The organism is Sphingobium aromaticiconvertens (assembly GCF_037154075.1).
Classification (GTDB): domain Bacteria; phylum Pseudomonadota; class Alphaproteobacteria; order Sphingomonadales; family Sphingomonadaceae; genus Sphingobium; species Sphingobium aromaticiconvertens.
Genome location: NZ_JBANRJ010000001.1, coordinates 1430759 through 1456881, shown reverse-complemented (window position 1 = coordinate 1456881; position 26123 = coordinate 1430759). Strand labels below are relative to the sequence as shown.

The following is a 26123-nucleotide window of genomic DNA, read 5'->3' as shown; positions in this document are numbered from 1 at the left end:
ATGATGGGTTCAGATCGGCATCGAAGGGTATTCTGTTATGAGAAGATCGAGGGCGATTATCACAGCCATGTTTCTGTTACCTCTGGCCGTAACGGCTTGTGGCAGCAGCGAGGAAACGTCGGACATCTCCGAGGATCAGATGAACCATTATGCTGGCATACCGGAGCACGATCACCCGACGAATTCTACAAATGCGACACCGCAGTCGGCTACGCCGAATCCAGCGAAGAAGCAGTAGCGGCCATATTGCCGACCCCTGAAGCTGGGTCCGGGCGCAATGTGATCTTGACCGATCAGGAGCCTTTCGGCTTGCGAGCGCTACTGTGCATGCTGATGATCTTCCAGCTGCTCCCCGAGCGCGTTAAGACGCTGGTTGCGACGCCAATACGTTCGGCAACAGCCCCGTTCTTCGGCTCGATCCGATAGCGGTAGGTCTCGGTGGCAAGTGCGACCGGACCCTCAAAGCGAACCTTCACCTTGTAGTCGGAAAATGTAAACGACTTGAAGGCTGCCAGCTCTGGCCCAAGATGATGGGCGAGGTATGTCGCGTAGGTTCCCTCCGAGCCACCCGTTTCGAATATCTGGGAGTCGGCCGCGAAGAGTCGCTCTGTTCCTTTCGCATCGAGCTTTTCAATCGCCGCCTTGTACTGCGACAGTACTGCCTCCACGGCCTTCGTATCCGCGAAGCGCGATGCAGGCTGGGCGGCGACCGCGATCGGCATCGCCAGTGCTGTGGCCATTGCCACCCTAAACGCCAAAATCATGTTTCCCCCTTCAAAATGCCAGATGGTTGAGGCCGCCATGCATGAAGGCGCGCCCCAGGAACCCTTGTACCGATATCGCCAGCGTCATCAAACCGAGCAAACCCCCAATACACCGCGCACGATCGGTCGGGCGCGGTGCGGTGCACTGTGGCCAGTTAGGCGAGGCCTATTCCAAATGTCGCGATCGAGGTGCCGAGCCAGCGGCGGCGGGAAGCTTTTGGTGCTGCTACTCTAGGTCCGCTGGCGGGGCCGATCGCGCACCTTGCACCGGCGAGCTGGCAAATGGCCCGAGCGCATGGCGGCGCGCGTGCTGGATGAACCCACCCTTTGGGATGCCGGCCAGCATCTGATGGTCAGCGCATCGCAGCCGAGCTGGGAGGTGATAGTCACGGCCGACAGGGTCTTGCGCGACAATCGCGAGACGATCAAGGGATGCCGCAAAGCCGCTGTGAAGGCGAAGCAGGCGGTGCGCTGCACGATCCAGAAAAAGGCGGCGGAATAGCTACGGACGCCTCCCGGCTCAGCCGCAAGAGGTGATGGTCTCCGTCATGGACTCGCATCGGTGCTAGTGAGCCGATGCCCTGCCCCGATCGCCGCGACGGTTCCAGGCGAACCCGATCGCGATAGCCACCGCCATCAGGAGCTGCGCCAGCACCGACTGCCATGTAGGGAACAGGCCAAGCATTGAGAGCCTGGGCACATCGCGAAGCGGCGCTATGGCAATGATGCCCGCCTCTTGAAGGGCCGCGACGCCCTTCCCCGCGAGCACGACCGTCAGGATCGCCATCAGCCAGGAGCTGTAGCGGAAGAACTGCGTGATCGGCAGCGTGCGGCTGTAGCGAAGCATGGCCCAGGCGATCACCGCAAGCAGGAGAACGGCCGAGCCCGCCCCGGCCAGCAGCACGGGACCGTTTCCTTGCGACCAGAGCGCCGCGTAGAACAGGATTGTCTCAAAGACCTCCCGATAGACCACCACGAACGCCAGCCCGAACAGGAACCAGCCCGATCCTCCGGTGAGCGCCCGTGACATTTTTTCCCGGATATAGCGTTGCCACTGATCGGCTTGCGCCTTGCCGTGCATCCATATTCCAACCGAGAGCAGCACGACCGCAGCGAACAGCGACCCAAACCCTTCGGTCAGCTCCCGGCTCGCGCCGCTGATCCCGATTGCATAGGTGGCCACCACCCAGGTGATCCCCCCGGCAACGAGCGCGCTGATCCAACCGCCATGCACGTATCGCAGCGCCTCTCCTCGCTCCGCCTTGCGAAGGAACGCGATCATGGCGACGACGATGAGCAAGGCTTCGAGCCCCTCGCGCAGCAAGATCGTGAATGCGCCCAGGAACGTGGACGCTTCCGTGGCGGCATCAGGCGCCAGCGCCGCTTCCGCATCGTCGAACAGCCCGTCGAGCACTGACACCTTTTCCGCGAGCTCGTTGGGCGAGGCACCGCGGTCGATCGCGGCGCGAAACTCGCCCATCGCGCCTTCGATCCGGCCCATCAGCGCCGCGTCGCGCGCGGTGAGCGTTGGTTCGACCGGCTCGAACCCGTCGAGATAAGCCGACAAGGCCAGCTCCCTCGCCCCGCGCGCATCGCCACGCCGCGCTGCCGCTAGGCTTTGGGCGAGCTTGGCGCGCGCAACCGCAAGCGAGCCAGGCGCGTGTTGCATCACCTGATCGGGATGGCGGCGGAGATAGGCCATGACCGCATCGGCCTTCGCTTCGCCAATCGAGGTGGCGAGCGCGGCCGGGGTGAGCGCGACGAGGGTTTTCAGGTCCGGTATGCGCTGGCGAAGCGCCGGGTTTGACTTCCACAGCCGCTCGCCTTCGCGCGCCTGTTCGTCGGTGAAGGCGAAGCTCCCGGCGCGGAAGGCGAGCGCCCAGCGCTGATCGTTCGCCACATCGGCGAAGCTCTGCATCCCTGTCCCGTCGATCCCTTGCGTCACCACCTGATAGAGCGCGAACACGCTTCGCTGGCGGGCGCGCTCGGCATCAGTGAACGCGATCGGCGGCGGATCGAGCTTGGCGGCGTCGGGGCCATGCCCGTCGCCCGTCATGCCGTGGCAGGACGCGCAGGATTGTCGAAACAGCGCATCGGCCGAGGCGAGGTCCGGAGCCTTGTCGGGCGCGAGCGGCACTGGATAGGCGCGCAGCAGATCAGCCGCCAGCCCGTGCGCGGTGGTCGCCACCTGTTCAGCCGATGCCTTGCGCGCGATCATCCCTTGCAGGTTGTCGGCTCCTTGAACCAGCGCCGGCCGTTCCGGCTTCGCCGGCAGATCGCGCAGCCGCGTCGTAACGGACGCGGAGAACTCGTTCATCTCGGCATATTCGGCCGCGCTCTTGACCCGGCCCTCGGCAACCGCACCGCCATAATCGACGGCGATATAGTCGAGCAGCCGCCATGCGGTTTGCACGTCGCCGGGTTCGGCCATTGTCGCGGCCGGGATGAACAGCGCGGTGAGCGTGATGGCAAGCCGCAGGAGGACAAGTTTGAGGCGCTTCACTTCATATTATCTTTGTCTCGATGCGATGCAGCTTAGCCGCAGGCCACCAACGATCCTGCGAAGGAATCGCATTAGCATGCTGGACCGTACCGGAACAGTGTCGATGCTCGCTTAAAGCTGTAGCCGCGGTCCACCGCCCCCGTCATCACCCCCGCCGCCTGAATGACCGCCCGGATAGAACTCGGTACCTGGACTGCGCCATGCTGTGCCCCTCCTCTCTGGAGGCGAGTAAGGCCTCAAATTACGTATTTGTCCCAGCTCGCATAATGTTCGGGGCTGCGCTTGCCGCGCGGCAGGCTGAGCCCGATGAGCGCGATTCCCACGACCACCGACACGATCGCCCCAAGGGGGCCGGCCCCTGTCAGCAGGAACGGGGCAGCGACGAGCCATGCCCCGAACGCGACATTGATGAAGCGGAGAGCGCGGGCCACCTCTGCGGTGGCAATGATCGCGACTGTGATCACGAGGGCGCCGACCACATGGTCGCTGTTCGCCATGGCCCCGTCGTTGCCCAGGATCACCCGTGACAGCATCAGGAACGCACCGAGGGCGATGCTAGCTGCCAGAGTCCATGGCATCGTCAGACCTCGCTTCGCATCCGCCCACAAGATCGAAGGTGAAGCCATTACGTCAGCCGCATCCATCTCGCCTGCTTCGAGCGTGTCGCCCTGGAAGAAGGTGCGGATCAGCGGCCTGCCTTTGCGTTTCGCCCAGGCGAGAAACTGGCCCATGGCGATGACCTCGTCCAGTGCGAACGGGATCATGATCAGCATCGCGAGCGCAGCGACCAGCGCCAGCGTGCTCCACGTGCCGATCACGATCGGCTGACTGATGATGAAGTAGATGCTGACCACGCCGAGAGGAATGACCAGGATGCCAAAGAAGGTCACCATCCACGGCATGGTCCGCCAGCGATCGCGCGTGCCCATCACCGCCATCAGGATCTCGAGTACGTAGCTGATCGTGCCAAGGCCCCCATCAGGGATCGGCCACGCCTTCGACATGCCCGAAGTGATGATCTCCTCGGTCCCGTTGCGCGGGTCGCTGAGCGATCCGACGAAGAACGGCTCCCACGCGGTGTCGATGTGCCCCAGCTGGTAGGCGGTCAGGATGCGCGAGGTGAGAAGGCCGACCAGGCCCATGGCGACGATCGGCAGCCGCTGCGCGTCCGTCGACGGCGAATAGGTCCAGCCGGGCGGGATGTTCTTGGGGTCCATCATGCCCGCCATGCTCATGCCCGGCATCATCGGCACGAGCACCGACAGGGCGATCACGGCCGAGCCGATGAGCAGGTTGTTGTTGTACTGAGCGGCGCTCGGGCTCCAGAAGATCAAAGGCGCAAAGAACAGCCAGATGCCGACGAACGCCACTGCCCATTGCGCCCAGGTCTTGGTTCGAGGCCACAGCGACAGTACGCCAAACAGCGCGATCGCCAGACCGCTGACGAGATCGCTGATCGCCAGTGCGCTTGCGCGCCATTCGACTGAAGGCAGGCCGCGATCGACCGTGACGAAGCGCACCGCCTCGCCGACGCTCTGCGTCGTGACGGAGTCGTAGATAAGCGGGCTGGAGGCGAGCCACAGCCCGAGGCCGATGTTGGCGTAAAGAGCCCAGCGCGCACGGCGCTCGTCGCGGTCCATTATGGCCATGTGATCGCCGTGTGCACCGTGGCCGGTCATCGCCATGTCCGCCGCGCCAGGTCCGTGCCCCATGGCTGCATGGTCCATGCTGCTATGATCCACAGCCCCGTGATCCATGCCGGCCATCCCATCGCCTGCCGCTGCGGGTTGATGGCCCGGTCCGACAGGTTCGGCCCCTGGTTTATCGTGCCAGGCAACCAGATTCTCGTTGAGCTTGTTGTTCCGATACCAGGCCCGCGGATGGCGCTTCAACGCGGCAACGATCGCGGGCAGCGTGTCGCGGAGACTGTGTTTCGGCTCCCATCCGAGCAGCGAACGCGCGCGCGAGATGTCGAGGATATAGTGGTCGTTGCTGCTGTCGATCATCCAGGGCTGGATGAAGTCGTCGCTGCCGAGCGCCTCGTTCTGCAGGATGATTCCGGCCTTTGCGATCGGCTGCGGGATCCGGATCGTCTTCCAGCCCTCGCCGTGGAGCGTCTCGCCGACGATGTCCTGGATTTCGGCATAGCCGGGCGCGTCGGGCTCGCCGACGAGCAGTGGCAGTTCTGACGGCAATTCGTGCCGCCGATCGACCAGGCGCAGCACGGCGTCAGCCAAGTCGTCGCGGTGCACGGACGACTGCGCCGCACACAGCATGCCGGGATAGAAGTGCGAGATCAGGCGGTGCTCGTAGATCTGCGATATCTGCTGCGCGAGAAACGCCGAGCGCCCGTCGTCGTCGTAAACTCCTGCGGCGCGGAGGAAGACGACGGGGATGTTCCCGTGGCGCTCATGCAGCAATGCCTCGGTGTCGACCTTGGACTGCGGATACGCCCAGGACGCACCGATTGGCGACTCCTCGCTGATGCGCTCCTCCGGAGTGGCGGTCGGCTTATGGACCAGCATCGTGCTGGCGAAGACGAATTGCTCGACCTCGAACGATTGCAGCCCGTCAATCAGCCGGCGGGTGCCCTGCACGGTGACCTTGTCGTAGAGCGGATTCGGATCGCCCGTAATGTCGTAATAGGCGGCGAGGTGGATCACCGAGGCGATGCGGTTACCGTACCGTGCGCGCACTTCGTCGAGTGCAACCCGGACCGCTTCGTCCGACCCGAGGTCTATGTCGATCGCCGCTGCGGGCGGCGGCGGGTCTGGAGGACCGGCACGATCCAGGCCAACAACGGTGTAGCGTTTCCCGAGCCGGGCGATCAGCGCGGCGGCGATGAAGCCGCTCGCGCCCGTGGTCAGAACGACGTCGCCGTCGGCCTGGCCGCTGCCGGCTTCACTGCGTTTGACATCGGCCATGACTTGCTACCCTCGTTCGTTCACCTTTGAATACATCAACAGACCCAGCAGAGCTAACCTCACCTACATGCCCGATGCGGGCGGTGCGAGGGTGCCGAGCCATGCTACGAGCGCCAAGATACCAATCACGCAGGTTGTCTCGACCGCCAGGCTGACCCGCAGCGTCATAAGCGCTCCGTCATGATCGTTCATGGCAATCGAGCGTTCGAAGGCCGGCGTGAGGCGGAACCGATTAAGCGACGCGAGTCCCAGCATCGCTGCGAACAAGACCAGCTTGGCGAGCAGCAGCAAGCCGTAGAGCGTCGTGCCCAAGGCCGTGAAATTGGCTGGGCCCACGAGCAGCCAGCTGTTGATCAAGCCGGTGATCACTAAAATGGCAACCACGAGCGTGCCCACCGCCCCGAAGCCGTGCAGCGCCCGATGGGTAAGCTGAAGGTGCGCGGCATCGATCGCCTCGGCGCGGCGCATCATCAGGAGAAGCAATCCGAACAGTGCGCCAACCCATATACCGCCTGCGAGGAGATGGAGAATGTCCGCGCCCAGGTGAAGCCATCCGGTGCTTCCCTCGTCCATGGCACCGTGCCCGTTCCATGCGAGTGTCGCCAACGCCGTAGCGGCGGCAATCATGGCCATCGCCAGCCATGATGCTCTGCCTCGCGCCAGTAGGACCGCGCCCCCGGCAATGACCAGCGCTACCATGCGCACCTTCCAGGCGGAGCCAACCGGTGGCCCTCCGAGCAAGGCAGCCACCGCGGCCTCGTCGACCGGCCAGAATGGAGATCCGGCCATCGACGAGGCCATGAGGATCAGGCCAGCGGCTGAGAGCAGCAACCCGAGCACAGCACTTCCCGAAAGCCAAGGCCGCAGAGCGATTGCATCCTCGCGCTCGCCGAGCCGAAGGCCATAGAGGCTGAACGCCGACAGGCCGAACAGCACCGCCAGGACGAGGTATAACGCCAAGCGGATGGCGACGGTCGGCCAGTCAATCATCCGCTCACTTCACCGTGAAGGTGTAGCTGCCAGTGATTTTGTGCGTGTCGCCGGAAACGACCTGCCAGTCGACGTTGTAACGCCCACGCGGGAGACGCTGCTTCGGGATGATCGTGAGCGTACGCCCGTCGGAGCCGACCGCGGCGCTGCTCGGCATCTTCATGGCCGCCATGCCAGGCATCGCGGCCATGATCAGTTCGGCCTTGGAGAAAGCAGGCACGAGTTTCTCGCTGAACTGGAGGCTGATCTTCTCCGGGGTCGCAACCGCCGCGTTGGCGGCGGGGCTGGCGGATACCAGCTTCGGGTGCGCGTTTGCGACGCCGCCTGCGAAGAACAAGGCGGCGGCGGCAGTCGTGATGAACAAGCGACGCATCTGGGCAATCTCCATTTCCATTGGGTTCACTTGTATTACGCAGCCGGACGTTTCACCCCTCACGATCTTTTTCGTGCCGCCGCACCCTCTCGATGAGGGGTCAACGGCACCGGCGCGTATTCAGAAGGGAGTACAGAGCGCTTTTCACTGCGCCTTCCCGTCCGGACGAGCTGTGGCCGCGGGCCTGACGGGCGCTCGCGGGGTAATGATGAGGTTGCGGTTGACCAATCAAGGCTGGACTGGCGATCCCGAGGAGGTCCTCGATTGTCTGATTGTGGGCGGTGGTCCCGCTGGCCTCACGACCGCGATCTATCTGTCCCGCTTTCTCAGGAGCTGCGTCGTTTACGACGCGGCGGCGGGGCGCGCCGCCTCCATCCCGCGCTCGCACAACCTCCCAGGATTTCCCGGCGGCATTTCGGGCGCCTCGTTTCTTGCGCGCCTGCAGGCTCAGCTGCATGAATATGGCGGTACGGTCCAGAACGGTGAGATCGACGCGATCGTCGCATCAGGCGACCACTTCTCGGCAAGTTGCGGACTGAACGTCCTGCACGCGCGGACCGTCGTGCTCGCGACCGGTGTCGTCAATCGACGCCCCGAGATGCCTGATGCGATGCATGACATCGGCGTTGCGCGTGGTCTTATTCGCTACTGCCCGATTTGCGATGGTTATGAGGCTCGGCGAATGAACGTGGCGGTGCTCGGCTGCGACGGCCACGGCGCTGACGAAGCCGAATTCCTGCGCGCTTATGGCGCGAAGGTCATGCTTCTCGCCGAACGGTCGCTCGACCTCGCACCGACCGAATTTGCCAAGCTGAACCAGCAGGGCATCGATGTCGCGCCCTCGCCTGTCGAGCAGCTGCGTCTTGGCGATTGTGTCGAGGTGCGGTTGGCCAATGGCCTGGAGCTACAATTCGACACGCTTTACCCTGCGCTCGGCTCGTCGCCTCGAACGCGGCTTGCCACTTCGCTGGGCGCGAAGCTCAGCGAATCAGGTTGCGTGCTGACCAACGCCCACCAACAATCCTCTGTTGCTGGCCTCTACGCGGTTGGCGACGTTGTGGAAGGGCTCGATCAGATCAGCGTCGCGACCGGACAAGCAGCGGTCGCTGCGACCGCAATCCATAACCTGTTGCGCGACCGCGACAGCGGATTGGCATCCGCCATGGCCGGGCTGTGTCCCGCTCGGGGCGTACTGCCGACGTAGCGCGAACCATCGGCAGTGCAACGAGTGAAAGCCGCCACCCAGCGCTGATTTGTACCCACACGACGATCGGCGACACGGCGCTTCTCGGTTCGATGATCCCGCAGCACGATCCCGGGACTCGCTCACGCAGGCGGCGTGGGCGTCGACGGTGCGCTACGACCAGCGCCGGCGGTTACTCGACACGCCCAAGCGGCCGCACGGTCCAACGCAAAGGCCGGAACATTTCAGGTTTGTAACCTCTTGCTTCGACAGTTGTTAGACCGCGCTACCAGGAGAGAACCATGCAACACATGCAAGAGATGATCGCCACGCATCCGGACGTGAAGGGAAGCACGAACGACGCACTGATCCGCTGTATCGAGGAGTGCTACTCATGTGCTCAGACTTGTACGTCGTGCGCTGATGCCTGTCTGGCGGAAGACATGGTCGCACAGCTTCGCCAGTGCATTCGTCTGAACCTTGACTGCGCCGACATCTGCTTGGCGGCAGGTTCGCTCGGCACCCGCCGCACCGGCAGCAATGAGCAAGCGCTGATCGCCGTTCTTCAAGCCTGCGCCATCGCCTGCGGGTTGTGCGCGGAGGAGTGCGAGAAGCATGCGAGCATGCACGAGCATTGCCGCATCTGCGCTGAACACTGTCGCCGCTGCGAACAGGCTTGCAACGAAGCGGTTCAGTCGATCCGCTGATCAGCCGAGGACGCGTCCTTGGCGGAGACGCGTCCTCGACGGTCCCTGTTCAGGAAACGACCGCTTCACGCACACAGCCGGACTGGGTCAGAACGCCAAGTGGTTTATTCCGCCATGCATGAAGGTTCCGCCAAGGAACCCCTGGATGGAGATCGCCAGCGTCATCAGGCCAAGCAACACCCAGTACAACGTCCGCGACCGCTCGGGACCCTTACGGTGGCGCGCTGCCATCCAAGCCAGCGCAACGCCGAAGACCGCGATCAACGTCCCTAGCCAGCGATGCGTCATCAGGATCGGGTTGCGGTCGGTCAGGTAGAACCCGCCTGCGAACCAGCCCAGGAATGCTGCCGCGATAGCTCCGAGCGCGCCTACGACCAGCATTATGTGTGCGACATGCTGATAGTCCCGGTTGCGGCGCCACAACCCGAACAACTCCACCCCGAATGCACCGATGAACAGTGCGATGGGAAAATGAATGACCATGGTGTGAAGCCGGCCCAGCCAACTCACAAGCCGTTCGCCGAAACTTTTGTTCTTGTTGGCGGTCTCCTCGTGCATGCCGCCCATGTCCATGTCGTCGCCGGCGATATCGCGGCCGCCCATGTTCATGTCCACGGTCGACATAGAGCCCATGTCCATATGGCCGTCGCCGGCGTCCGCTCTATCCTTTTTCTGAGTCTCGACTGCGCTGTTAGCGGTGGGCCCGGGACCGGCCCCAAGCGCATCATGATCTTCATGCGCCGATGCCGACGTGCTTACTGACATTGCAACCGCAAGGAGCAAAGCGAAGGCCCCGCCTCGTTTACCGCCCATCACCCAACTCCTTGATTCATACTCATCAATTCCCGTTGCCTCACCCGTCCGAATCCTCTTGTGAAACTCATCGTCTGCTCTCCAAGACGAACTGGACCGTGGAGCTACACCAGCTGCGGCGACCGCGTCCTGCGGCCCCGCCCCGAAAAAATCGCCAATCAGCTGCCGTGGCGGGCAAATAGGCGGCGCCCGGTGGAGCCGAAGGCGACCACGTCATAGGCCTGCGCCTTGACGCCCGGCACTTCCATTCCCGGCGAGCCGAGCGGCATACCGCCGACCGCGAGGCCTCGCACACCCTTGGGCCGGGTCGCCAGAGCCCGCTTCATGTCGGCAATCGGCACGTGGCCCTCGAAAGCCATCCCATCGGCGATTGCTGTGTGGCAAGACGAGACGTCCGCAGGGACCCCCGCGCGCTTCTGCAGCGCCGGGCGATTGGAATCATCGACGACGCGCACCTGGCGCCCGAGCTGCCGCTGCACCTGTGCTGCCCACTTGGCGCAACAGCCGCAGCCGGGATCGCGGTGCATAACGATCGGGGTGGCCGCGCTGACGGCAACCGGAACCAACAAGGCTGCGGCAGTAAGCGCGGATCGTAAAGCTGTCTTCATGGAAAAACTCCTTGGTCATTCCTCCCGCCCCCTCGTGGGGCGGGAGGAACGAAGATTATCACTGAGGTCGCTTGCTCATCGACCGGAGCATCGCCTGGAGTTCACCGATGCTCTTGTTTTGCTCGGCAATAGACTTCTGAGCCATTTGCCGGGTCTTCGCATCGGGCGCCTCGCGGAGAACGATCTGCGACATGGCAATCGCACCGCGGTGATGCTCGATCATCTTGCGGGCCCACGTCTCATTTGCATTGGCGCCTTTGGCCCTCATCATCTTCTCGTGCATCGCCATCTCGGCGGGCATGAAGGGCGTGTTCATGCCAGGCATGTTGTCGTGGTTCATGCCCTGCATTTTCGAGTGGTCCATGCCTTGCATCTGCTGCTGAGCCAAAGCCGGGCTCGCTGCCATCGCCGCCAGAGCCAGAGCTGTAAGTGTCTTAAACATTGCCTGCTCCTTCTTGGACTTAGTCAACGCAACAAAGCCCAATCGGCCTCAAAACCATGTGCGAATGCCCAGAACAAGGCTGGTCGATGACGCATCCTCGCCGTCCTCGCGTGCAAAACGAGCAGAGCGGCCCACTCTGCGCTCGTATGAAACACCGATATAAGGGGCAAACTCGCGCTTCACCTCGTAGCGCAGCCGCAAGCCAAGCTCGAGGTCCGACAAGCCCGAGCCGATCCGGTCTTCCGGAACGTCTTGCGCCGCAAATTCCGCTTCGAGACGAGGCTGGAGGATCAGGCGCTGGGTGATACGCTGATCGTAATACCCTTCAACGCGGCCGAGCACGTCACCCTTGCTAGACAAGAACAGTGCGCCCTCCACATCGAAAAAGCCTGGGGCCAGGCTCTCGAACCCAACCGTAGCGTAGACACGGGAGGGGTTGGGCTTGAAGTCGTAACGAATCCCGGCCTGGAAGTCGGTGAAGGGTCCGATCGCCCGTGCATAGAGCGCCTGCAGCTCCGCCCTTTCCAGGCTTCTCCCAAAGTTCCCTTCGCCTTCGGTTTTAAGAACCAGGCGATTGATGTCGCCACCGTACCAGGCACCGCCATCCCATCGATAGGCGTCGCGACCGTCGCGGACCTGGTATTCGGCCAGATTAAATATGACCTGCGAGAAATTCTGGCCGCCGTGCATCGACTGCAGATGCTGCTGCGAATGCGCCATGGCGGGGGCAGAGTAGACTTGGTCTGCGGCCCGATCCATCGGGATGGGCGGCGGCGGAGCGTTGCCGGCCGGCAGGTTGGTCCCGACCATTGTCGTGCCGGTCGCCGAAGGAGGCATGCTTCCCATGTCGTGACCTGCCATGCCTTGCATAGCGCCCGAACCATGGTCCATGCCCTGCATGGCACCTGGCTGGCCGGGGGCGGCACCGCCGGAGGTATCTGGCATCGCCGACATGTCGTGCCCGGCACCAGGATTGGGGTTGGCTCCAGGCGTAGTCATGCCCGGCATGGCCGTCATGTCATGACCGGCGTGAGGATCGGCAACGACCGCTCCAGGGGCCGGCGGCTTGGCGGACCGACTTGCGGCGGGCTTGGCCCCCGATCCCGCCTTCGCGCGCGGTGTCGACTTGGCGGCGGGCTTCACGGACTTCTTGCGCGCGGCGGGCTTGGTCGCTGCTGGCTTCTTAGCGGCAGGCTTTTTCACCGCTGGCGTCTTTGGCGGCGGCATCTTCATGCCGGGCATATTGGAATGGTCCATCTGCGCGGCCGCCGGGGTTGCCAGGCCGAGCGCTGCGCCGCTCGCGATCAGGAGGAGCTTAAGCTGCATCGCGATTCTCCTCGCCCATCGGGCGAACGGTCACGACACGCATCATCCCTGCGGTCATGTGATAGAGATTGTGGCAGTGGAACGCCCAGTCGCCGACCGCATCGGTCGTCACGTCGAACGTCATCTTGCCGCCAGGCGCTACATTCACCGTGTGCTTGCGAGGCGCCAAGTCGCCATGCCCGGTCACCAGTTCAAAGAAGTGCCCGTGCAAGTGGATTGGGTGCGGCATCATCGTGTCATTGATCAGGGTGACGCGCGCGCGTTCGTCCTTGCGGAACGGGATGGGGTCGGCGGGGTCGCTGAGCTTCTGGCCGTCAAAGCCCCACATATAGCGCTCCATATTGCCCGTCAGGTGGATCTCCAACTGGCGCGCCGGGGCACGAGCGTCCGGGTTGCGATCCAGCGCGACAAGGTCGCGATAGGTGAGCACGCGATGATCGACGTCCTCCAGCCCCTGCGGCGGCTCGGCCGTGCGGTCCTTCGGCATCGGCGAGATGGTCTGCACCCCCGGCCCCATCTTGACGCCGGGCGCGTTCTTCGGGTTGCGCATGTTCATGTCCATGCCCCCGGAGCCGTGATCCATTCCGGCCATCCCACCGGCCTGCCCTGCACCGCCTTGCATGGCGCCGTGGTCCATCCCCGCCATGCCGCCGCTGCCCGTCTGGCTTGGGGTTATGCCCGACGCGCTGGCACCCATTTGGCTGTGGTCCATTCCCGCCATCGCGCCGGAGTTCATTTGGCCATGATCCATGCCGGCCATGCCGGCCATCCCGGACGCAACCGCGACCGCCCCGTGGTCAGTCGGTCCCTTCCAGCCGGTTAGCTTCCACAGGTTACGCGATGCGTTCTGCTGGACCGTGGGGTCGAGGCCGCGCTTCGCCACCGGGTTCTCGTCGGACATCCCCGACATTCCCTCCATCCCCTTCATGCCTCCCATATCCATGCCCATGTCGGTCATGGTCAGGAGCGTGCGCGGGCGAAGCGGCGGGACTGGGGCGATCATGCCCTCGCGCGGTGCCAGGGTGGCGCGCCCCATGCCGGAACGGTCGATCGCTTCGGACACGAAGCTGTAGGCGCGGTCGCCGGGCGTCACGATCACGTCGAACGTCTCCGCGACCCCGATCTGGAACTCGTCCACTTCGACGGGCCGGACGTTCTGGCCGTCGGCCTGCACCACTGTCATTGGCAGGTCAGGGATGCGGACGTTGAAGTTGGTCTGCGCCGCGGCGTTGACGATGCGTAGCCGGACGCGCTCCCCCGGCCGGAAGAGACCCGTCCAATTGTCGTAAGGCCCAAAGCCATTGACCAGGAAGGTGTAGGTCGAACCCGTGACGTCCGCGATGTCCGCCGGGTCCATCCGCATCTGCCCCCACTTCAGGCGATCCTTGAGGGGCATTTCCCGTCCGGCGAGCAGTCCACTCAGCGTCGGGCGCTGATAGTTGAAATAGGCACCGCCCATCTGCTTGAGCTTGCGGAAGATCTCCTCACCGGTCATCTGGCTGTGATCGGAGAGCACGATCACATGCTCGCGGTCGAATGCGATCGGGTCGGGTCCCGCGGGATCGATGACGATGGGGCCGTAGAGCCCGCCCTGCTCCTGCTCGCCCGAGTGGCTGTGGTACCAGTAGGTGCCTGACTGCACGACTGGAAATTCGTACACGAAAGTCGAACGTGCCTTGATGCCGGGGAAACTGATGCCCGGCACGCCGTCCATTTGGAACGGCAGAATGAGACCGTGCCAGTGGATCGAGCTATCCTCGTCAAGATTGTTGGTCACCGCGAGCCGGACCTTCTGGCCCTCCTTGAGGCGGACGAGTGGCGCCGGGACCGTGCCGTTCACCCCGATCGCGGGCGTTGTAATTCCGTCCATGACCAGCTTCATCCGGTCGATCGTCAGCGCGATTTCCGTGCCTGATACGGTCGGCAGCGGCTTGGCGATGCCGCGCGACACAGGTTGCGCCCAGGCTGGCAGATAGGCCGACATGGCCAGCGTGCCGCCGAGCATGGCGGTTCCGCGCATCACGTCGCGCCGGTTCAGATTGCGGCTCATGCTGTTCCTTCACTCCAATTCAATGCTTGCAGCCGGGGGACGCCGCCGCTGACATTACCCCTTATTACGCATGAACCAGCCCGCCCCCTCATGCGCAATTAAGAATATTCGACAATTTTATTCGCGCGCGCCGGAGCCGCGTCTCCACGGCCTTGCCGCTGATCCCCAGCGCGGCGGCAGTTTCCCCTTGGGACAAGCCTTCCACGGTCCGCAGCAAGAGCGTCTCCTTAAGCGTGGCCGGCAGCTGGGACACCGCGCGCGAAAGCCGGACTAGTTCTGCGCGATCGAAGGTTACCGCGTCGGCGCCTGGCGCCTCGTCCCACTCACTTTCCATCGTCTCGGGCGGCAGCGAAGAGGCGAACGATAATATCTGGCGTATGCGACGCCACCGATGCCAGTCGCGGCTCTTGTTGATCGCCACGCGGGCCAGCCACGCAGCGAGCGGCCGATCTCCGTCATATCTTGGCAGGTTCTGAAAGGCGGACGCGAAGCATTCCCGAGTGAGGTCAAGCGCCTCTTCGGCATCGCCGATATGTGCACGGATCAGGCGGTAAACCGGCCCCTTGTGCCGGCGCATGATCTCGGCGAAGGCGGCCTGACGTCCAGCGAGCGTCAAGGCGGCGAGTTCGCCGTCCGTGCAGGCCGAAAGTTCAAGACTCACCGCGCGTCTGCGGTCAGCGCCTTCACCACCGCGCGGTCGAACGTCCTCGCCTGGTCGGGCCGCAGGATCTGCCGCATCGCGAACATATGGTTCAACGTCTCCTTTTGGAGCTCGCCCATCGCGCCGTGCGAACGATCGACGGCCGCCGCGACCTGCGGCCCGTTACCATGTTCGGCCTCGATGGCGTCGGCAAGCCGGGCGTTGTCGGCCCTGAGTTCAAGCTCCAAGGCACGCCTTCGAACGGCGAAGCGTGACTCCAGCGTCTCGAGCTTGGTCCGTTGAGCTTCGTCCAGCTCGAGCCCGTCGTGGAGCAAGCTATGAAGTTCCACGCCCGGGCTCGGTGGGGAAGGGAACAACTCGCGCCCAGCCCACACGCCTGCGATCGCTGCCAAGAACACGACGGCCGCGATCAGCATCGTTCTCCGGGCGCTGCTCGTCACTGGAACGCCAGCAAGGTCGAAGGCGCTAGCGGCGTGGCGGGCCCGAAAGGTGTCAGCGCCGGCACCTGCGCAGTCGCCGCTGCGGACGACAAGCCGCCGCCCACCACTCCCAAGGCGACTGCGCCTACCGCTGCCAGCATGCCAGTCCGCAGTGTCACTCCGCCGCCGGCGCGCCGCTCCGCCGCGATCAACCGCATGACATCGCCTTCCAGTTCAGCGAGCCGGGGATGAAGCGGCTGCTCGGCAAGGCGGCGCAAGGCGCTGTCCAAATCCATATCCATGTTCATTCCTCCGCCGTGCTCACATCCTTTACGCACGGCCGGCGAACACCCCTCGAATCCGACGTGAACGAATGTCACTAAGCGGGAACGCCCCCGGGCGCGGCGGCGCACTTTTCCATTGCGTCCAATCGTTCACAGCTCGCACGCAGGCCGGCGATCCACGCGTCCCGCTGTTTCAATTTCCCTGATTAACCTCTGTTGACATTCCGAGCGCAGCTACGGCGGCAACCATGGTGCTCGTTAGGTCAAGCGAGGCGGCGACTATTATGTGCGTGGCGGCTGCCGGCAAGGGCATGGCCGTACATATGCCGACGTTTATCGCGGCCACATAGCGCGATTGGCGACAAGCCGCCGATATTGCTCGTGAGCCGGGCAGCGGCACATGGCCATGCCGCTGCCCGCAGGAGCTGGACGATGGCCAGCGGAATCGTCAAAGAATGGTAGCGGCTCGGTAGATGGACCGACACTATCGACTTCTGGAGGAAATGAATGGGGCGGTTCAGTGTGCCCCCCCAACGAGGAGGCGGTTTAGCGCATGCTGAACGACTGTGGTGAAGCATCCAGCAGCAACGGGAAAACTCCCACCTGTCTAAAAGCTCATTCTAACCGTCGCTCGCGCCGTCGTCGGTGCACCGGGCATGATGTTGTTGTCGTTGTAGGCGGACGAGAAATAGTTGCTGTTGAGGAGGTTCTCGACGTTGATTTGCGCCTCGACCCGGGGGGTGAGTTTGAAGAATGCGGCGGCATCGACGCGGGTGAACGCGGGCAGGACGGCGGTATTGCTGACCGAGGTGAAGCTTTTGGACTGGCGGTAGACGCCGACACCGGCCCCGAAGCGAGGGGTGAAATCGTAGCGGGTCCAGAGCGAGGCCTGCTGCTTGGGCACGAGCGGGACATCGCGGCCGGCAGGAGCCGCACTCGTTGTCTTGCGGATTTCCGCGTCCTGCAAGGCATAGCCCGCACTAACCTGCCATTGGGGTGTGATCGCGCCGCTGAGGCCGATCTCTAGCCCTTTGCTGCGCTGCGCGCCCGTAAGCACCGTCCGCGTGGCGTCGTTGGGGTCGGTCGCGCGAGTGTTGGTGCGGTCGAGCCGGTAGACGGCAGCGGTCAGGTTAAGCGTTGGAAAGATATCCCATTTGAGGCCGAGTTCGTAATTGTCGAATTTCTCCGGCTCCAGCGCGGCGCTTGTTATGTCGAGCGATGAAAACTGATCGCCTGACTGGGGCAGGAAGGACCGGCTATAGCTGGCGTAGATCGATACGGGTTGCACCGGCTTCAACACTACGCCCAAACGGGGAGACCAGAGGGTGTCGGTCCGGCTATAGCTCCGCCCGGCGACGAGATCGTCGATGCTAAGCTTGAAGCGGTCGCGGCGAACGCCGCCGATGACATCGACATGTTCGCCGATCGAGATCTGGTCCTGCACATAGAAGGCAGTGGCGTCGGCGTTTGTCCGGATCGACCGGTAGCCGGTATTGGCGGTGGTGCGCAGCGTGACCGGCGGCACCGTGATCCGGTCAGCTAACCCAACAAACGCGCGCCGGCCCCCGTTCACGATATCGCCGCTTTCGAAAAAGCCATTGATCCGCTGGTTGCGCGTGCGCTGATCGCCGAACTCGAAGCCGGCGAGCAGCACATGGCGAACGGGTCCGGTCGTAACCGTCCAGACGAGATCGTTCTGGTTGAGCATGTTTTTGCGCGTCGTGGGATCGCTATAGGCTTCAAGGCCGACGCTCTGGACGCCCCCGCGCAGGGTGACCGGGGTTACCGCGAAGGCATTTCGATAGAGCTTGTCATAGTCGCCATACAGGACCCGACTTGTCAGAATCAGGTTGTCGCCGAACCGATGCTCGATGCGCCCGCTCAGGACCTTGGCCTCGAAATCGCTGACGTTGAACCCCGGCACACCGAAGAAGGTGTCGCGGAAGCCGGTGAGGGGGCGTGACGGGCTCGTCAGAGAGCCTTGCGTAGCTGAGGGGACGCCCCGATCGATCGTGCGCTTGTCATTATTGTATTCGAAGCCCAGGTCTATCCGGGTGGTGGCGCCAAGTGAGAGCGCGACGGTGGGATTGATCGCAAACCGGCGTCCGTCGTAGAAGTCGCGGTTGCTGCTGAACTCCTCGTAAACGGCGTTCAGCCGAGCGGAGGCGGACCCACTGATCGGCTGATTGATGTCGGTATCGACATACCATGCGCCATATGTGTCCGCCGAGCCGCTGCTGCTGATGAAGGCGTTGGCACCCGGGCGCTTGGTGACGCGGTTGACGATCCCGCCCCCACCGCCGCGCCCGAAGATCATCGCGTTGGGGCCTTTCAGAACCTCGATCCGCTCTGCGTTGTAGAGGCCGCGGTAATATTGCACGTCGTCACGCAGGCCATCGACGAAGAAATCCGCGGTGCTGTTGTTACCGCGCAGGATGATCTGATCGCGGTGGCCTTCGCCTTGAGAGATCACCGCGCCGGGTACATAGCGAAGCACGTCGGCGATCGAGCGCATCGCCTGATCGTCAATCTGCGCTTCCGTGATAACGGAGACTGATTGGGGGACGTCGTTGAGCTCCGTCGGCGTGCGGGTGGCGGTGCTGGTCGTATCAGCCTGGTAGCCGTCCCGAACGCCGGTCACGATGATCGTCTGCGAGGGACTTCCCTGCGCCAAGGCAAGCTGATCCTGAGCCTGAGCCGCTGCTGGGACGGCAATCACCCCAAAGCTGAACATAGCTGCAAAACCAGATTTTTTCACCACACCGCCCCTTTGCGAACTATTCTCAACTGAGTAGAGAAGTTGGTAATGCATCGCAATAGACAATCCGGGAGGCATTGCGTCGATTTCGAGTAATCTCCCGCGAACGGTCGTTCGCGCGACAGCCCCGCCGATCGCGGCCGGAGCTGTCGGTTTTCAAAGTCGATGTCAGCTATATGTCAGAGACGATGACAGCCACGACGTTACGGCTCATTCTGCGGCGTTGAGTGCGGGCGTGGTGGGTGCCTCGGTTTTGAGTGCAGCGAGTTCGCGGTAGAGAGTGGATCGGCCAAGCCCAAGCTGCTTCGCCGCCTGCGCCGGACGCACGCCGGCCTCGATCAGCTTGAGCGCCGACGCCAGCTTGTCGGCGTCGAGCGTAGGGCGTCCAGGCACTTTTCCCCGCGCGCGCGCCGCGGCGATGCCGTCGCGGGTGCGCTCGACGATCAGCCGCCGCTCGAAATGCGCGATGGCACCGAACACATGGAACACCAGCTCGCCTGCAGCCGAGGATGTATCGAGCCGTTCCTCCAGCGAACGGAATGCGAGCCCGCGCGCCTTGAACATGTCGACGGTTTCCAGCAGCTCCTTGAGCGATCGGCCGAGGCGATCGAGCCGGACGACGCAGATGATATCGCCGGGTCGGCAGAAGCCAATCAGCTCGTTTAGGCCGGGCCGATCGAAGCTCTTGCCCGAGATCACATCGTCGAACACGCGGATCGCGCCCGCTTCGTCGCGCAACCGGCGACGCTGCACCTCCAGGTCCTGGTCGCTGGTGGAGACGCGGGCATAGCCCAGCACGTCCGGCATCGTGGTGTAACCCCTGTCCCTAATCCGCTCCCGACGAAGACGGTGTCAGGCGAGCTGAACGGTAGCTTCGGGACGGTCAACTCTTCTGAATGCCATGGGCGTGCGCGCCGGTATGACGGTCCTGTACCTGATCAGCATCCTGAAACTCGCCCCATTGCTGCTACTGATCGTCATCGGCTTCCCCGCCATCGAGTGGGCACGTGTCGTCGACAGCGGTCTGATCGCGCCCACGCAGCTTGGCCAGTCGATGCTCGTCCTGATGTACGCCTTTATCGGCTTTGAGTTCAGCCTCATCGCCGCGGGTGAAACACGGAATGCAAAGGCAACCGTTCCCCGCGCCTTGATCGGTACGGTGATCGCCATCGCCCTTTGCTATGCTCTGATCCAGCTCGTAGCCGTCTCGGTAGGCCCCGACCTCGGGAACAGCGCCTCACCACTCGTCGAGCTGGCGAGGCGATTGACAGGAGCGACCGGGGCAATAGCCCTTTCGCTGGGCGCTATATTCTCGATTGGCGGAGGCAGTCTGACGTCTTTGCTCACCGCGCCACGCCTCACCTTCGCACTGGCCCGCGATGGAACGCTCCCCATGTGGTTCGGTATTGTGAACGAGAGAACCCGCACGCCGGCGAACTCGATCCTGTTCTGCGGAGCGCTCAGTCTGGCGCTTGCCGTCGGGCAGCAGTTCGTGTGGCTCGTGCTCTTGAGCACCTCGGTCCGCTTGATGACCTACGCCTTGTGCATTGCAGCCTTGCCGAAGATCGAGAAGAGCTTGCCGAAAGATCCAGGGCAATTCGCGCTGCCCGGGGGGCTTGTCATTCCTGCATGTGGCCTCCTTCTCACGATCTGGCTTTTGAGCCATTCAAGCATGGAATCCTTTGCCATCATGGGCATTGTCGTCGCCCTTGGCAGCATCATCTATTGGGCCTGCATCAGCCGGTCAGGCGATGCCTTCCCTATAGACAGGCAATCCTGACCAGACCTGTGACGCGAGCGATATCAGTGCCGGGCGAAAGTACGCTGACCGGCGCTGCCGAACGACACTACTGTATAGGGTTGGTGGGCAGCGCCTGCCACTTCCATGCCCTCCGAACCGATCGGCATCCCTGCAACCGCAATGCCTTTGACACCCGCAGGACGGGTCGCCAGCAAGCGCTTGACGTCGGATATCGGGACATGGCCCTCGATCATATAGCCATCGACGATCGCGCTGTGGCAGGACGCCAGCGTCCGGGGCATGCCGGCCCTGCGCTGAAGCTCGTTGCGCGACGCATCGTCACGCATGACGACCTTGCGTCCCAGCTTCTCGCGCACGGCCTGCGCCCACTTCTCGCAGCATCCACATCCCGGATCCCGGTGGACGACGACATCACTGGCCGCAAGCGCTACGCCGGGCATGGCGAGGAACAGCAAGGCGGCGGATAGGCGGGTCTTCATGAAATGACTCCCGGAAGAACGATGAGCATGGGACAGTGGCCCCTCCTTTACTCTACGCATCAATGCGCCCCTCCCCTCATCGCGCAGATGATTTTCCGATGGCGGGCGGCCTCCAGGCTAGCGGCAGGGACACAAGCAGCGCTAGCGATAGACCACCAATCCCCCACAAGACTAAGTGCTGTGCCCCCGGAGCGACCACAGCGATCGCCAGCGGCGCGAGCGCCTGCCCGATGCTGGCGGCGGAATGCTGGAGACCGAGCTTCAGACCCGAAGGGGCTGCCGCACCGCTGATCCAGAAGCTGGTGACCAATCGAAGGGTTGCCGAGCTCCAGCCGGCAGCAACGATGATCCCACTGAGCTCGGCCATGCTCGCGGCGACAGGGAACAGGAAGAGCGCCACGGCCAGCAGGCCGAGCGTCAGCCCCGCAAGCCGCCTCGGCATGGTCACCAGCCAATCGAGCCTCGCATGGAAGATCTGTGCCGCCAGCATGCCCAATCCGCAAAGACTGAGCATCCAGGCGATCTCTTCGCGGCTCAGCGAAACGGCGCTCCGCGTCACCAGGAGATTGACATGCATCGCCGCCAGCCCGCCGCCCGCGACGATCGTGACGAAAAGCAGGATCAACGTCGCGCCGAGCGTCGGCGCGGGCAGGTCTCCGCCATCGTTGCAGGGTGCACACCAGCGCGGCAGACGCACGGCGCAAAGCGCCGCCCCGACGGCACCGATGCCGAGAGCGAGGATCATGAGGGGAGCGCGGGGCAGGATCGCGGCCGAGACCTCCGCCACCAGCGGACCGGCGAGATCGCCCAGAAACACGAAGGCGGTCAGCCAGGTGAAGCGCCGCGCCTGGTCCGCGCGCCCCCTTGCGGCAAAGCTCGCGCAGAGCAATCCCAGCGGTATGATGGCGGCGGCCGCCATCCCCGCCACCAGGCGCAATGCATAAAGCTCAGGCAGCCCGATGAGGCCGATCGGCGCGGTCACCAGCGCGAGGATGACCAGCGCTGCGCGCAACATCGCCCGATAGTCGACCCGGTCCGCGATCCAGCCCCAGAGCGGCGCCGCCAGCAAGGCAGCGAGGGGGTGGACCGCGGTCAGGCTCGCGACATGAAAATCATGAGCGCTTGACGATAGCGCGCCACGAGCCGGGTCGACCAGTGTCGGAAGGAAGGCGAGAATGGCCGTCTGTCCCGCCGACGCCGCAGCCGCCGCGAGCAGCAAGACGAAAAAAGAGGCCGGCCAGCGACCGTTGGCTTGCGATCCAGCCTTGTCACGCGGCGCGTTCGCGGTCGATCCCTCAAGTCGCCATCCGCGGATCACCACCAGGCGCGCAAGCCGATCACCACCCTGTGTTCGGAAGGCCCTTCCCCGCGCAGGCGACGGAAATCGGCCGTGCCGTCAAATGCGCGCTCCCAGACAAAGCCGATATAGGGCGCGAACTTGCGCGACACTTCGTAGCGCAACCGCCCGCTCAGCTCGACATTGCTGAAACCGCTGCCGAGCTGCCGATCGCTCGACCGCTTCGAATAGATATTGGCCTCTACCTGCGGCGTGAGGATCAACCGATTGGTGAACAGGACCTCATAGGACGCCTTGGCGCGCGCCGCGAGACGCCCATCGGTTCCTACATAGCCGGTGAGCTGGACGTCGAACCAATAAGGCGCCAGTCCCTCGACGCCGGCGGCCAGCCAGGTGGTCGCACCCTTGCCGAGATCCTGCCTGACCCCGAGCAGCGTGCCCCAGAACGGGTTCTTGCTGTGCCACCACAGCGCCTCGACGCTGCTCTCCGGATCGAGACGTTGGTCGCGGGAGTTCTTGAGCCCCTGGCTGCGCAGCCAGAGCTTGTCATTGTCCTGACCCTTGGTCACGAGCACGGTCCAGCCCACGCCCTGACCCTCGTTGCCGCTGGTGAATTCGAGCTCATCCACAAGTATCTTGGGGATCGACAGCTTGTCGGCCATCTCATAGCCCGGCAGCGTCGAGTTGCGATAGCCGTCGGCATAATCGTCCGAGTTGCGCGCGTCCGGCGGGGCCTTGCCACCCTGCATCGAGCCCATGTCCATCGTGGCGCCGTTACCGGACGCCGTCGTGTCGGTCATATCCATGCCCGGCATGTCCATGCCCGCATGGTCCTGAGAGCCTTGCGCGGAAGGAGTCTGCGGAGCGGGAGTGGCCGTTTGGGCAGGGGTGGTGGCGGGCGACGGGGGCGAGGCATCCTGCGCGAGAGCGGGAGCCGTGATCGCCGGCGCCAGGAAGAGGGCAGCGCCAAGAGCGATGCCGCGCGAGGGGAAAATCCGGATCATGCGACCACCACCTCCCGGAACATGCCGGCCGCCATGTGATAGAGCAGATGACAGTGAAAGGCCCATCGACCCAAGGCGTCGGCGGTGACGCGGAAGCTCACCCGTTGGGCGGGCTGGACCACGACCGTATGCTTGCGGACCTGGAAGGCGCCGTCCGGGCCTTCGACATCGCTCCACATGCCGTGCAGATGCATCGGATGCGCCATCATCGTGTCGTTGACGAAGGTGACGCGCAGCCGCTCGTTCGGCCTGAAATGGAGCGGCCTGGAATCGTTGAGCTTGATGCCGTCGAGCGACCAGATGAACCGTTCCATATTGCCCGTGAGATGCAGCTCGATGTCGCGCTCGGGCTCGCGCGGGTCGGGATCGCCGCCCGGCGTGCGCAGGTCGGCCAGCGTCAGCACGCGCCAGTCGCGCCCGCGCAGGCCTGCGCCCGGATCGTCGAGATTGGTGCGCGGATAGTCGACGCGCATGTCGGTATTGGAGCCATATTCGGTGCGGGCGTGCCGTGCCCTGGCCGGCATCTCGGTCATGCCGTGCCCGGCATGCGCGTCGCCTCCCATTGCGCCCATCGTCGCCATCGCGCCCATCATGTCGACCGGCTCGAGCCAGGTCCGGGCATCGAGCGGCGGCACGGCTGCCGCCATGCCCGGGGCCGGTGCGATCGTGCCACGCGCATAGCCGCTCCGATCGATCGCCTGCGCGAAGATGGTGCGGGCGCCGCCCTCGGGCATGGTGAACTCGACGTCGTAGGTCTCGCCCGGGCCGATCCGGAATTCCTCGACCGTGACCGGCTCGACCGGCTGCCCGTCGGTCGATACGACCGTCAGCTCGACCCCGGGGATCCGCACGTCGAAGAACGTCGCCGTCCCCGCGCCGACGAAGCGCAGGCGCACGCGCTCGCCGGGCGCGGCGATACCGGTCCAGTTGCCGGCGGGCGGCGCGCCGTTCATCAGATAGGTGTAGGTCGCGGCAGAGACATCGCTGTAGTCGGTCGGGTTCATCCGCGAGCTGTTCCACATCCGCCGGCGCTCGAGCGCCTTGCCCAAGCCCATGGCGCCGACATCCTTGAGGAAATCGCCGGCGGTCGGCTGCGCAAAATTATAGTAGCTGCTCTGCTTCTTGAGATTGAGGAAGATCTGCAGCGGCGGCTCGTCCGACCAGTCGCTGAGCACGATGCAATAGTCGCGATCGGGCGCCCGCGCCGTCGGCGCCTGTTTCGGCTCGACGATGATCGCTCCATAGAGTCCCGTCTGCTCGGCGAGCGTGTGAGCGTGATACCAGTAGGTTCCGCTCTGGCGGACCTCGAAGCGATAGGTGAAGGTCTCACCCGGCGCGATGCCGGCAAAGCTGATGCCGGGCACGCCGTCCATCTCCGCCGGCACGATGATGCCGTGCCAATGGATGCTCGACATCTCCTTGAGGCCGTTGCGCACGCGCAGCGTGACCGTGTCGCCTTCGCGCAGGCGCAGGACCGGCGCGGGCACGCTGCCGTTCACGGCGGTCGCGATACGGCGCTTGCCGGTGAAGTTGACCGGCAGCTCGGCGATCTCGAGGTCGAACTCGGTCCCGCTCAGCTCAGCGGGCGAGACTGGGGCGGATCGCGCGAGAAGCGCCGGGGCGAAACCGGCGACCGCGCCGCCGATCGCCAGCCCCTGGACGAATTGGCGCCGCGCAATCGGGCGGGCGTTCAGGTCGAACATGGATCGTGCATCTTTCTGGAACAGGGTTTGCCTGCGGCGCCAGGCGCGCCGGCTTGTGCCATCTCGCCGACCGTCAGGGTGCGCTGGCGAGGGGGCGTGATCTTCACCCGCGAACTGGGGCAAGACCGTAGCGGCACCGGCTTCACGGCGCGCGATCAGAACCTTGTTCCAGTGAGGATTGTCGTGTTTGCATGGGCGATCTCCAAGAGCCTGCGCCGCGGTCACCGGCTTGCGAACCGGGTGGCGCTGGCCCCTCCATGCGATGTCATCACGTCGAGCAGTATACGTATGTTACGAAGCGGGCGCTTGGCTGACGCCCCGCCGCGCAGTTGGCGGTCGGCTCTGCGGCCTCGCCGTCCTGATTCTCCTTTCGAACCCCACGCCCATCGCGCGACCAGCTCGATGAGCGTGGATGCCTGGTCAACCGCCTGGTATTTGGTCGGCTCGAGTCAGTCCCAGGCCGTCGAGGTTCAGGGCGACAAAATCCCAGTCGATCGCATTGCGCAGAATCTTGTCGGCATAGTCGGGTCGCGCGTTGCGATAGTCGACATAATAAGCGTGCTCCCAGACATCGAAGATGAAGAGGGGCGCCGCACCATGCGCGACAGGGGTGTCGGCATCGTGATAGGAGGTTACCTCGAGCTTGCCGTCCTTGAGGTTGAGCGCGGCCCATCCGCTGCCGAAATGACCGACGGCCTCAGCCTTGAGCGTGTCGATCAGCCCGTCCACCGATCCGAAGGCCTCGGTGATGAGATCGAGCAGCGGGCCGGTCGGCTGCTTCTTTTGCGGGCTGAGACCGCGCCAGTAGAAACTGTGGTTCCAGATCTGGCCGACCTGATTGAACAGCCCCCTGGGGCCATTGGTAGCAGCAAGCTCGATCAATTCCACGAGCGACTTGCCCTGCAGCGCGGGATCGGCCGCGACCAGTTCGTTCGCCTTGACGACATAGGCGTTGTGATGCTTGCCGTGATGATAGTCGAACGTCTCAGGTGAGATCAGGTCACCAAATGCATCCTTAGGATATGGCAGGGGCGGGAGGGTGAAGCTCATTCCTGGTCTCCTTGGTGTCTTCA

At 64.0% G+C, this 26123-nt stretch carries 24 protein-coding genes; 4 read left to right on the top strand and 20 right to left on the bottom strand.

The window, feature by feature from the left end:
* Nucleotides 1–293 precede the first annotated feature (293 nt).
* Nucleotides 294–803: a YybH family protein gene (locus WFR25_RS06905; RefSeq protein ID WP_235209630.1), complete on the bottom strand. Its 510-nt coding sequence runs from the start codon at nt 801–803 to the stop codon at nt 294–296.
* A 256-nt stretch (nt 804–1059) separates the two neighbouring features.
* Between WFR25_RS06905 and WFR25_RS06900 the strand changes: the two genes are divergently transcribed.
* Nucleotides 1060–1266, top strand: a complete 207-nt coding sequence (locus tag WFR25_RS06900) for a DUF6118 family protein (RefSeq protein ID WP_051519908.1) — start codon at nt 1060–1062, stop codon at nt 1264–1266.
* A 63-nt stretch (nt 1267–1329) separates the two neighbouring features.
* On the opposite strand, the gene WFR25_RS06895 is transcribed toward WFR25_RS06900, so the two are convergent.
* From WFR25_RS06895 to copC, 4 genes are all read right to left on the bottom strand, one after another.
* Nucleotides 1330–3195: a cytochrome c/FTR1 family iron permease gene (locus tag WFR25_RS06895; protein WP_281822888.1), complete on the bottom strand. Its 1866-nt coding sequence runs from the start codon at nt 3193–3195 to the stop codon at nt 1330–1332.
* A gap of 308 nt (nt 3196–3503) precedes the next feature.
* Nucleotides 3504–6191: a vitamin K epoxide reductase family protein gene (locus tag WFR25_RS06890; RefSeq protein ID WP_043150630.1), complete on the bottom strand. Its 2688-nt coding sequence runs from the start codon at nt 6189–6191 to the stop codon at nt 3504–3506.
* Nucleotides 6192–6254: 63 nt separating this feature from the next.
* Entirely contained in the window at nt 6255–7181 is a 927-nt protein-coding gene (gene copD / locus WFR25_RS06885; RefSeq protein WP_037475979.1) for a copper homeostasis membrane protein CopD, read from the bottom strand.
* Between the two features lie 4 nt (nt 7182–7185).
* A complete protein-coding gene (gene copC, locus WFR25_RS06880; RefSeq protein WP_037475981.1) occupies nt 7186–7554 on the bottom strand; it encodes a copper homeostasis periplasmic binding protein CopC in 369 nt (122 codons plus the stop codon).
* Nucleotides 7555–7774: 220 nt separating this feature from the next.
* On the opposite strand from copC, the gene WFR25_RS06875 reads away from it, so the two are divergent.
* Both WFR25_RS06875 and WFR25_RS06870 read left to right on the top strand, forming a co-directional pair.
* Complete coding sequence (locus WFR25_RS06875) at nt 7775–8758, top strand: NAD(P)/FAD-dependent oxidoreductase (protein ID WP_309298564.1); 984 nt, start codon at nt 7775–7777, stop codon at nt 8756–8758.
* A gap of 281 nt (nt 8759–9039) precedes the next feature.
* Nucleotides 9040–9444: a four-helix bundle copper-binding protein gene (locus WFR25_RS06870; protein WP_043150631.1), complete on the top strand. Its 405-nt coding sequence runs from the start codon at nt 9040–9042 to the stop codon at nt 9442–9444.
* Between the two features lie 87 nt (nt 9445–9531).
* Here the strand turns inward: WFR25_RS06870 and WFR25_RS06865 are convergent, their stop codons facing one another.
* The 10 genes from WFR25_RS06865 to WFR25_RS06820 all read right to left on the bottom strand — a co-directional run bounded on the left by WFR25_RS06865 (nt 9532) and on the right by WFR25_RS06820 (nt 19612).
* Entirely contained in the window at nt 9532–10257 is a 726-nt protein-coding gene (locus tag WFR25_RS06865) for a DUF2231 domain-containing protein (RefSeq protein ID WP_281822851.1), read from the bottom strand.
* Nucleotides 10258–10415: 158 nt separating this feature from the next.
* Nucleotides 10416–10865, bottom strand: coding sequence for a DUF411 domain-containing protein (locus WFR25_RS06860; protein ID WP_051519909.1), 450 nt, complete (start codon nt 10863–10865; stop codon nt 10416–10418).
* 58 nt (nt 10866–10923) lie between these two features.
* Nucleotides 10924–11307: a DUF305 domain-containing protein gene (locus tag WFR25_RS06855; protein ID WP_037472990.1), complete on the bottom strand. Its 384-nt coding sequence runs from the start codon at nt 11305–11307 to the stop codon at nt 10924–10926.
* A 48-nt stretch (nt 11308–11355) separates the two neighbouring features.
* Nucleotides 11356–12633 (bottom strand): copper resistance protein B, encoded by a 1278-nt coding sequence (locus tag WFR25_RS06850; RefSeq protein ID WP_047100381.1) that lies wholly within the window; start codon nt 12631–12633, stop codon nt 11356–11358.
* The gene (locus WFR25_RS06845) at nt 12623–14683 is read right to left on the bottom strand and encodes a copper resistance system multicopper oxidase (RefSeq protein ID WP_043150636.1); all 2061 of its coding nucleotides are present in this window, start codon (nt 14681–14683) and stop codon (nt 12623–12625) included. Before WFR25_RS06845 ends, WFR25_RS06850 begins: the two co-directional genes overlap by 11 nt.
* 88 nt (nt 14684–14771) lie before the next feature.
* A complete protein-coding gene (locus tag WFR25_RS06840) occupies nt 14772–15344 on the bottom strand; it encodes an RNA polymerase sigma factor (RefSeq protein ID WP_043150638.1) in 573 nt (190 codons plus the stop codon).
* Complete coding sequence (locus tag WFR25_RS06835) at nt 15341–15760, bottom strand: periplasmic heavy metal sensor (protein WP_037473048.1); 420 nt, start codon at nt 15758–15760, stop codon at nt 15341–15343. The genes WFR25_RS06840 and WFR25_RS06835 overlap by 4 nt, the downstream gene beginning before the upstream one ends.
* A gap of 20 nt (nt 15761–15780) precedes the next feature.
* A complete protein-coding gene (locus WFR25_RS06830) occupies nt 15781–16065 on the bottom strand; it encodes a hypothetical protein (RefSeq protein WP_043150728.1) in 285 nt (94 codons plus the stop codon).
* A gap of 589 nt (nt 16066–16654) precedes the next feature.
* The gene (locus tag WFR25_RS06825; protein ID WP_336969699.1) at nt 16655–18805 is read right to left on the bottom strand and encodes a TonB-dependent receptor; all 2151 of its coding nucleotides are present in this window, start codon (nt 18803–18805) and stop codon (nt 16655–16657) included.
* Nucleotides 18806–19015: 210 nt separating this feature from the next.
* Entirely contained in the window at nt 19016–19612 is a 597-nt protein-coding gene (locus tag WFR25_RS06820) for a recombinase family protein (protein ID WP_021245550.1), read from the bottom strand.
* Nucleotides 19613–19706: 94 nt separating this feature from the next.
* On the opposite strand from WFR25_RS06820, the gene WFR25_RS06815 reads away from it, so the two are divergent.
* Nucleotides 19707–20585, top strand: a complete 879-nt coding sequence (locus WFR25_RS06815) for an APC family permease (RefSeq protein WP_081764078.1) — start codon at nt 19707–19709, stop codon at nt 20583–20585.
* Nucleotides 20586–20608: 23 nt separating this feature from the next.
* Here WFR25_RS06815 and WFR25_RS06810 read toward each other — a convergent pair whose 3' ends face one another.
* The 5 genes from WFR25_RS06810 to WFR25_RS06790 all read right to left on the bottom strand — a co-directional run bounded on the left by WFR25_RS06810 (nt 20609) and on the right by WFR25_RS06790 (nt 26100).
* Nucleotides 20609–21046, bottom strand: a complete 438-nt coding sequence (locus WFR25_RS06810; protein ID WP_043150644.1) for a DUF411 domain-containing protein — start codon at nt 21044–21046, stop codon at nt 20609–20611.
* Nucleotides 21047–21122: 76 nt separating this feature from the next.
* Nucleotides 21123–22367: an MFS transporter gene (locus tag WFR25_RS06805; protein ID WP_043150645.1), complete on the bottom strand. Its 1245-nt coding sequence runs from the start codon at nt 22365–22367 to the stop codon at nt 21123–21125.
* The gene (locus tag WFR25_RS06800) at nt 22361–23347 is read right to left on the bottom strand and encodes a copper resistance protein B (RefSeq protein ID WP_204991460.1); all 987 of its coding nucleotides are present in this window, start codon (nt 23345–23347) and stop codon (nt 22361–22363) included. Before WFR25_RS06800 ends, WFR25_RS06805 begins: the two co-directional genes overlap by 7 nt.
* Nucleotides 23344–25050 (bottom strand): copper resistance system multicopper oxidase, encoded by a 1707-nt coding sequence (locus tag WFR25_RS06795; RefSeq protein ID WP_043150648.1) that lies wholly within the window; start codon nt 25048–25050, stop codon nt 23344–23346. The genes WFR25_RS06800 and WFR25_RS06795 overlap by 4 nt, the downstream gene beginning before the upstream one ends.
* 420 nt (nt 25051–25470) lie before the next feature.
* Nucleotides 25471–26100 (bottom strand): superoxide dismutase, encoded by a 630-nt coding sequence (locus tag WFR25_RS06790; RefSeq protein ID WP_043150650.1) that lies wholly within the window; start codon nt 26098–26100, stop codon nt 25471–25473.
* Between the last annotated feature and the right edge of the window lie 23 nt (nt 26101–26123).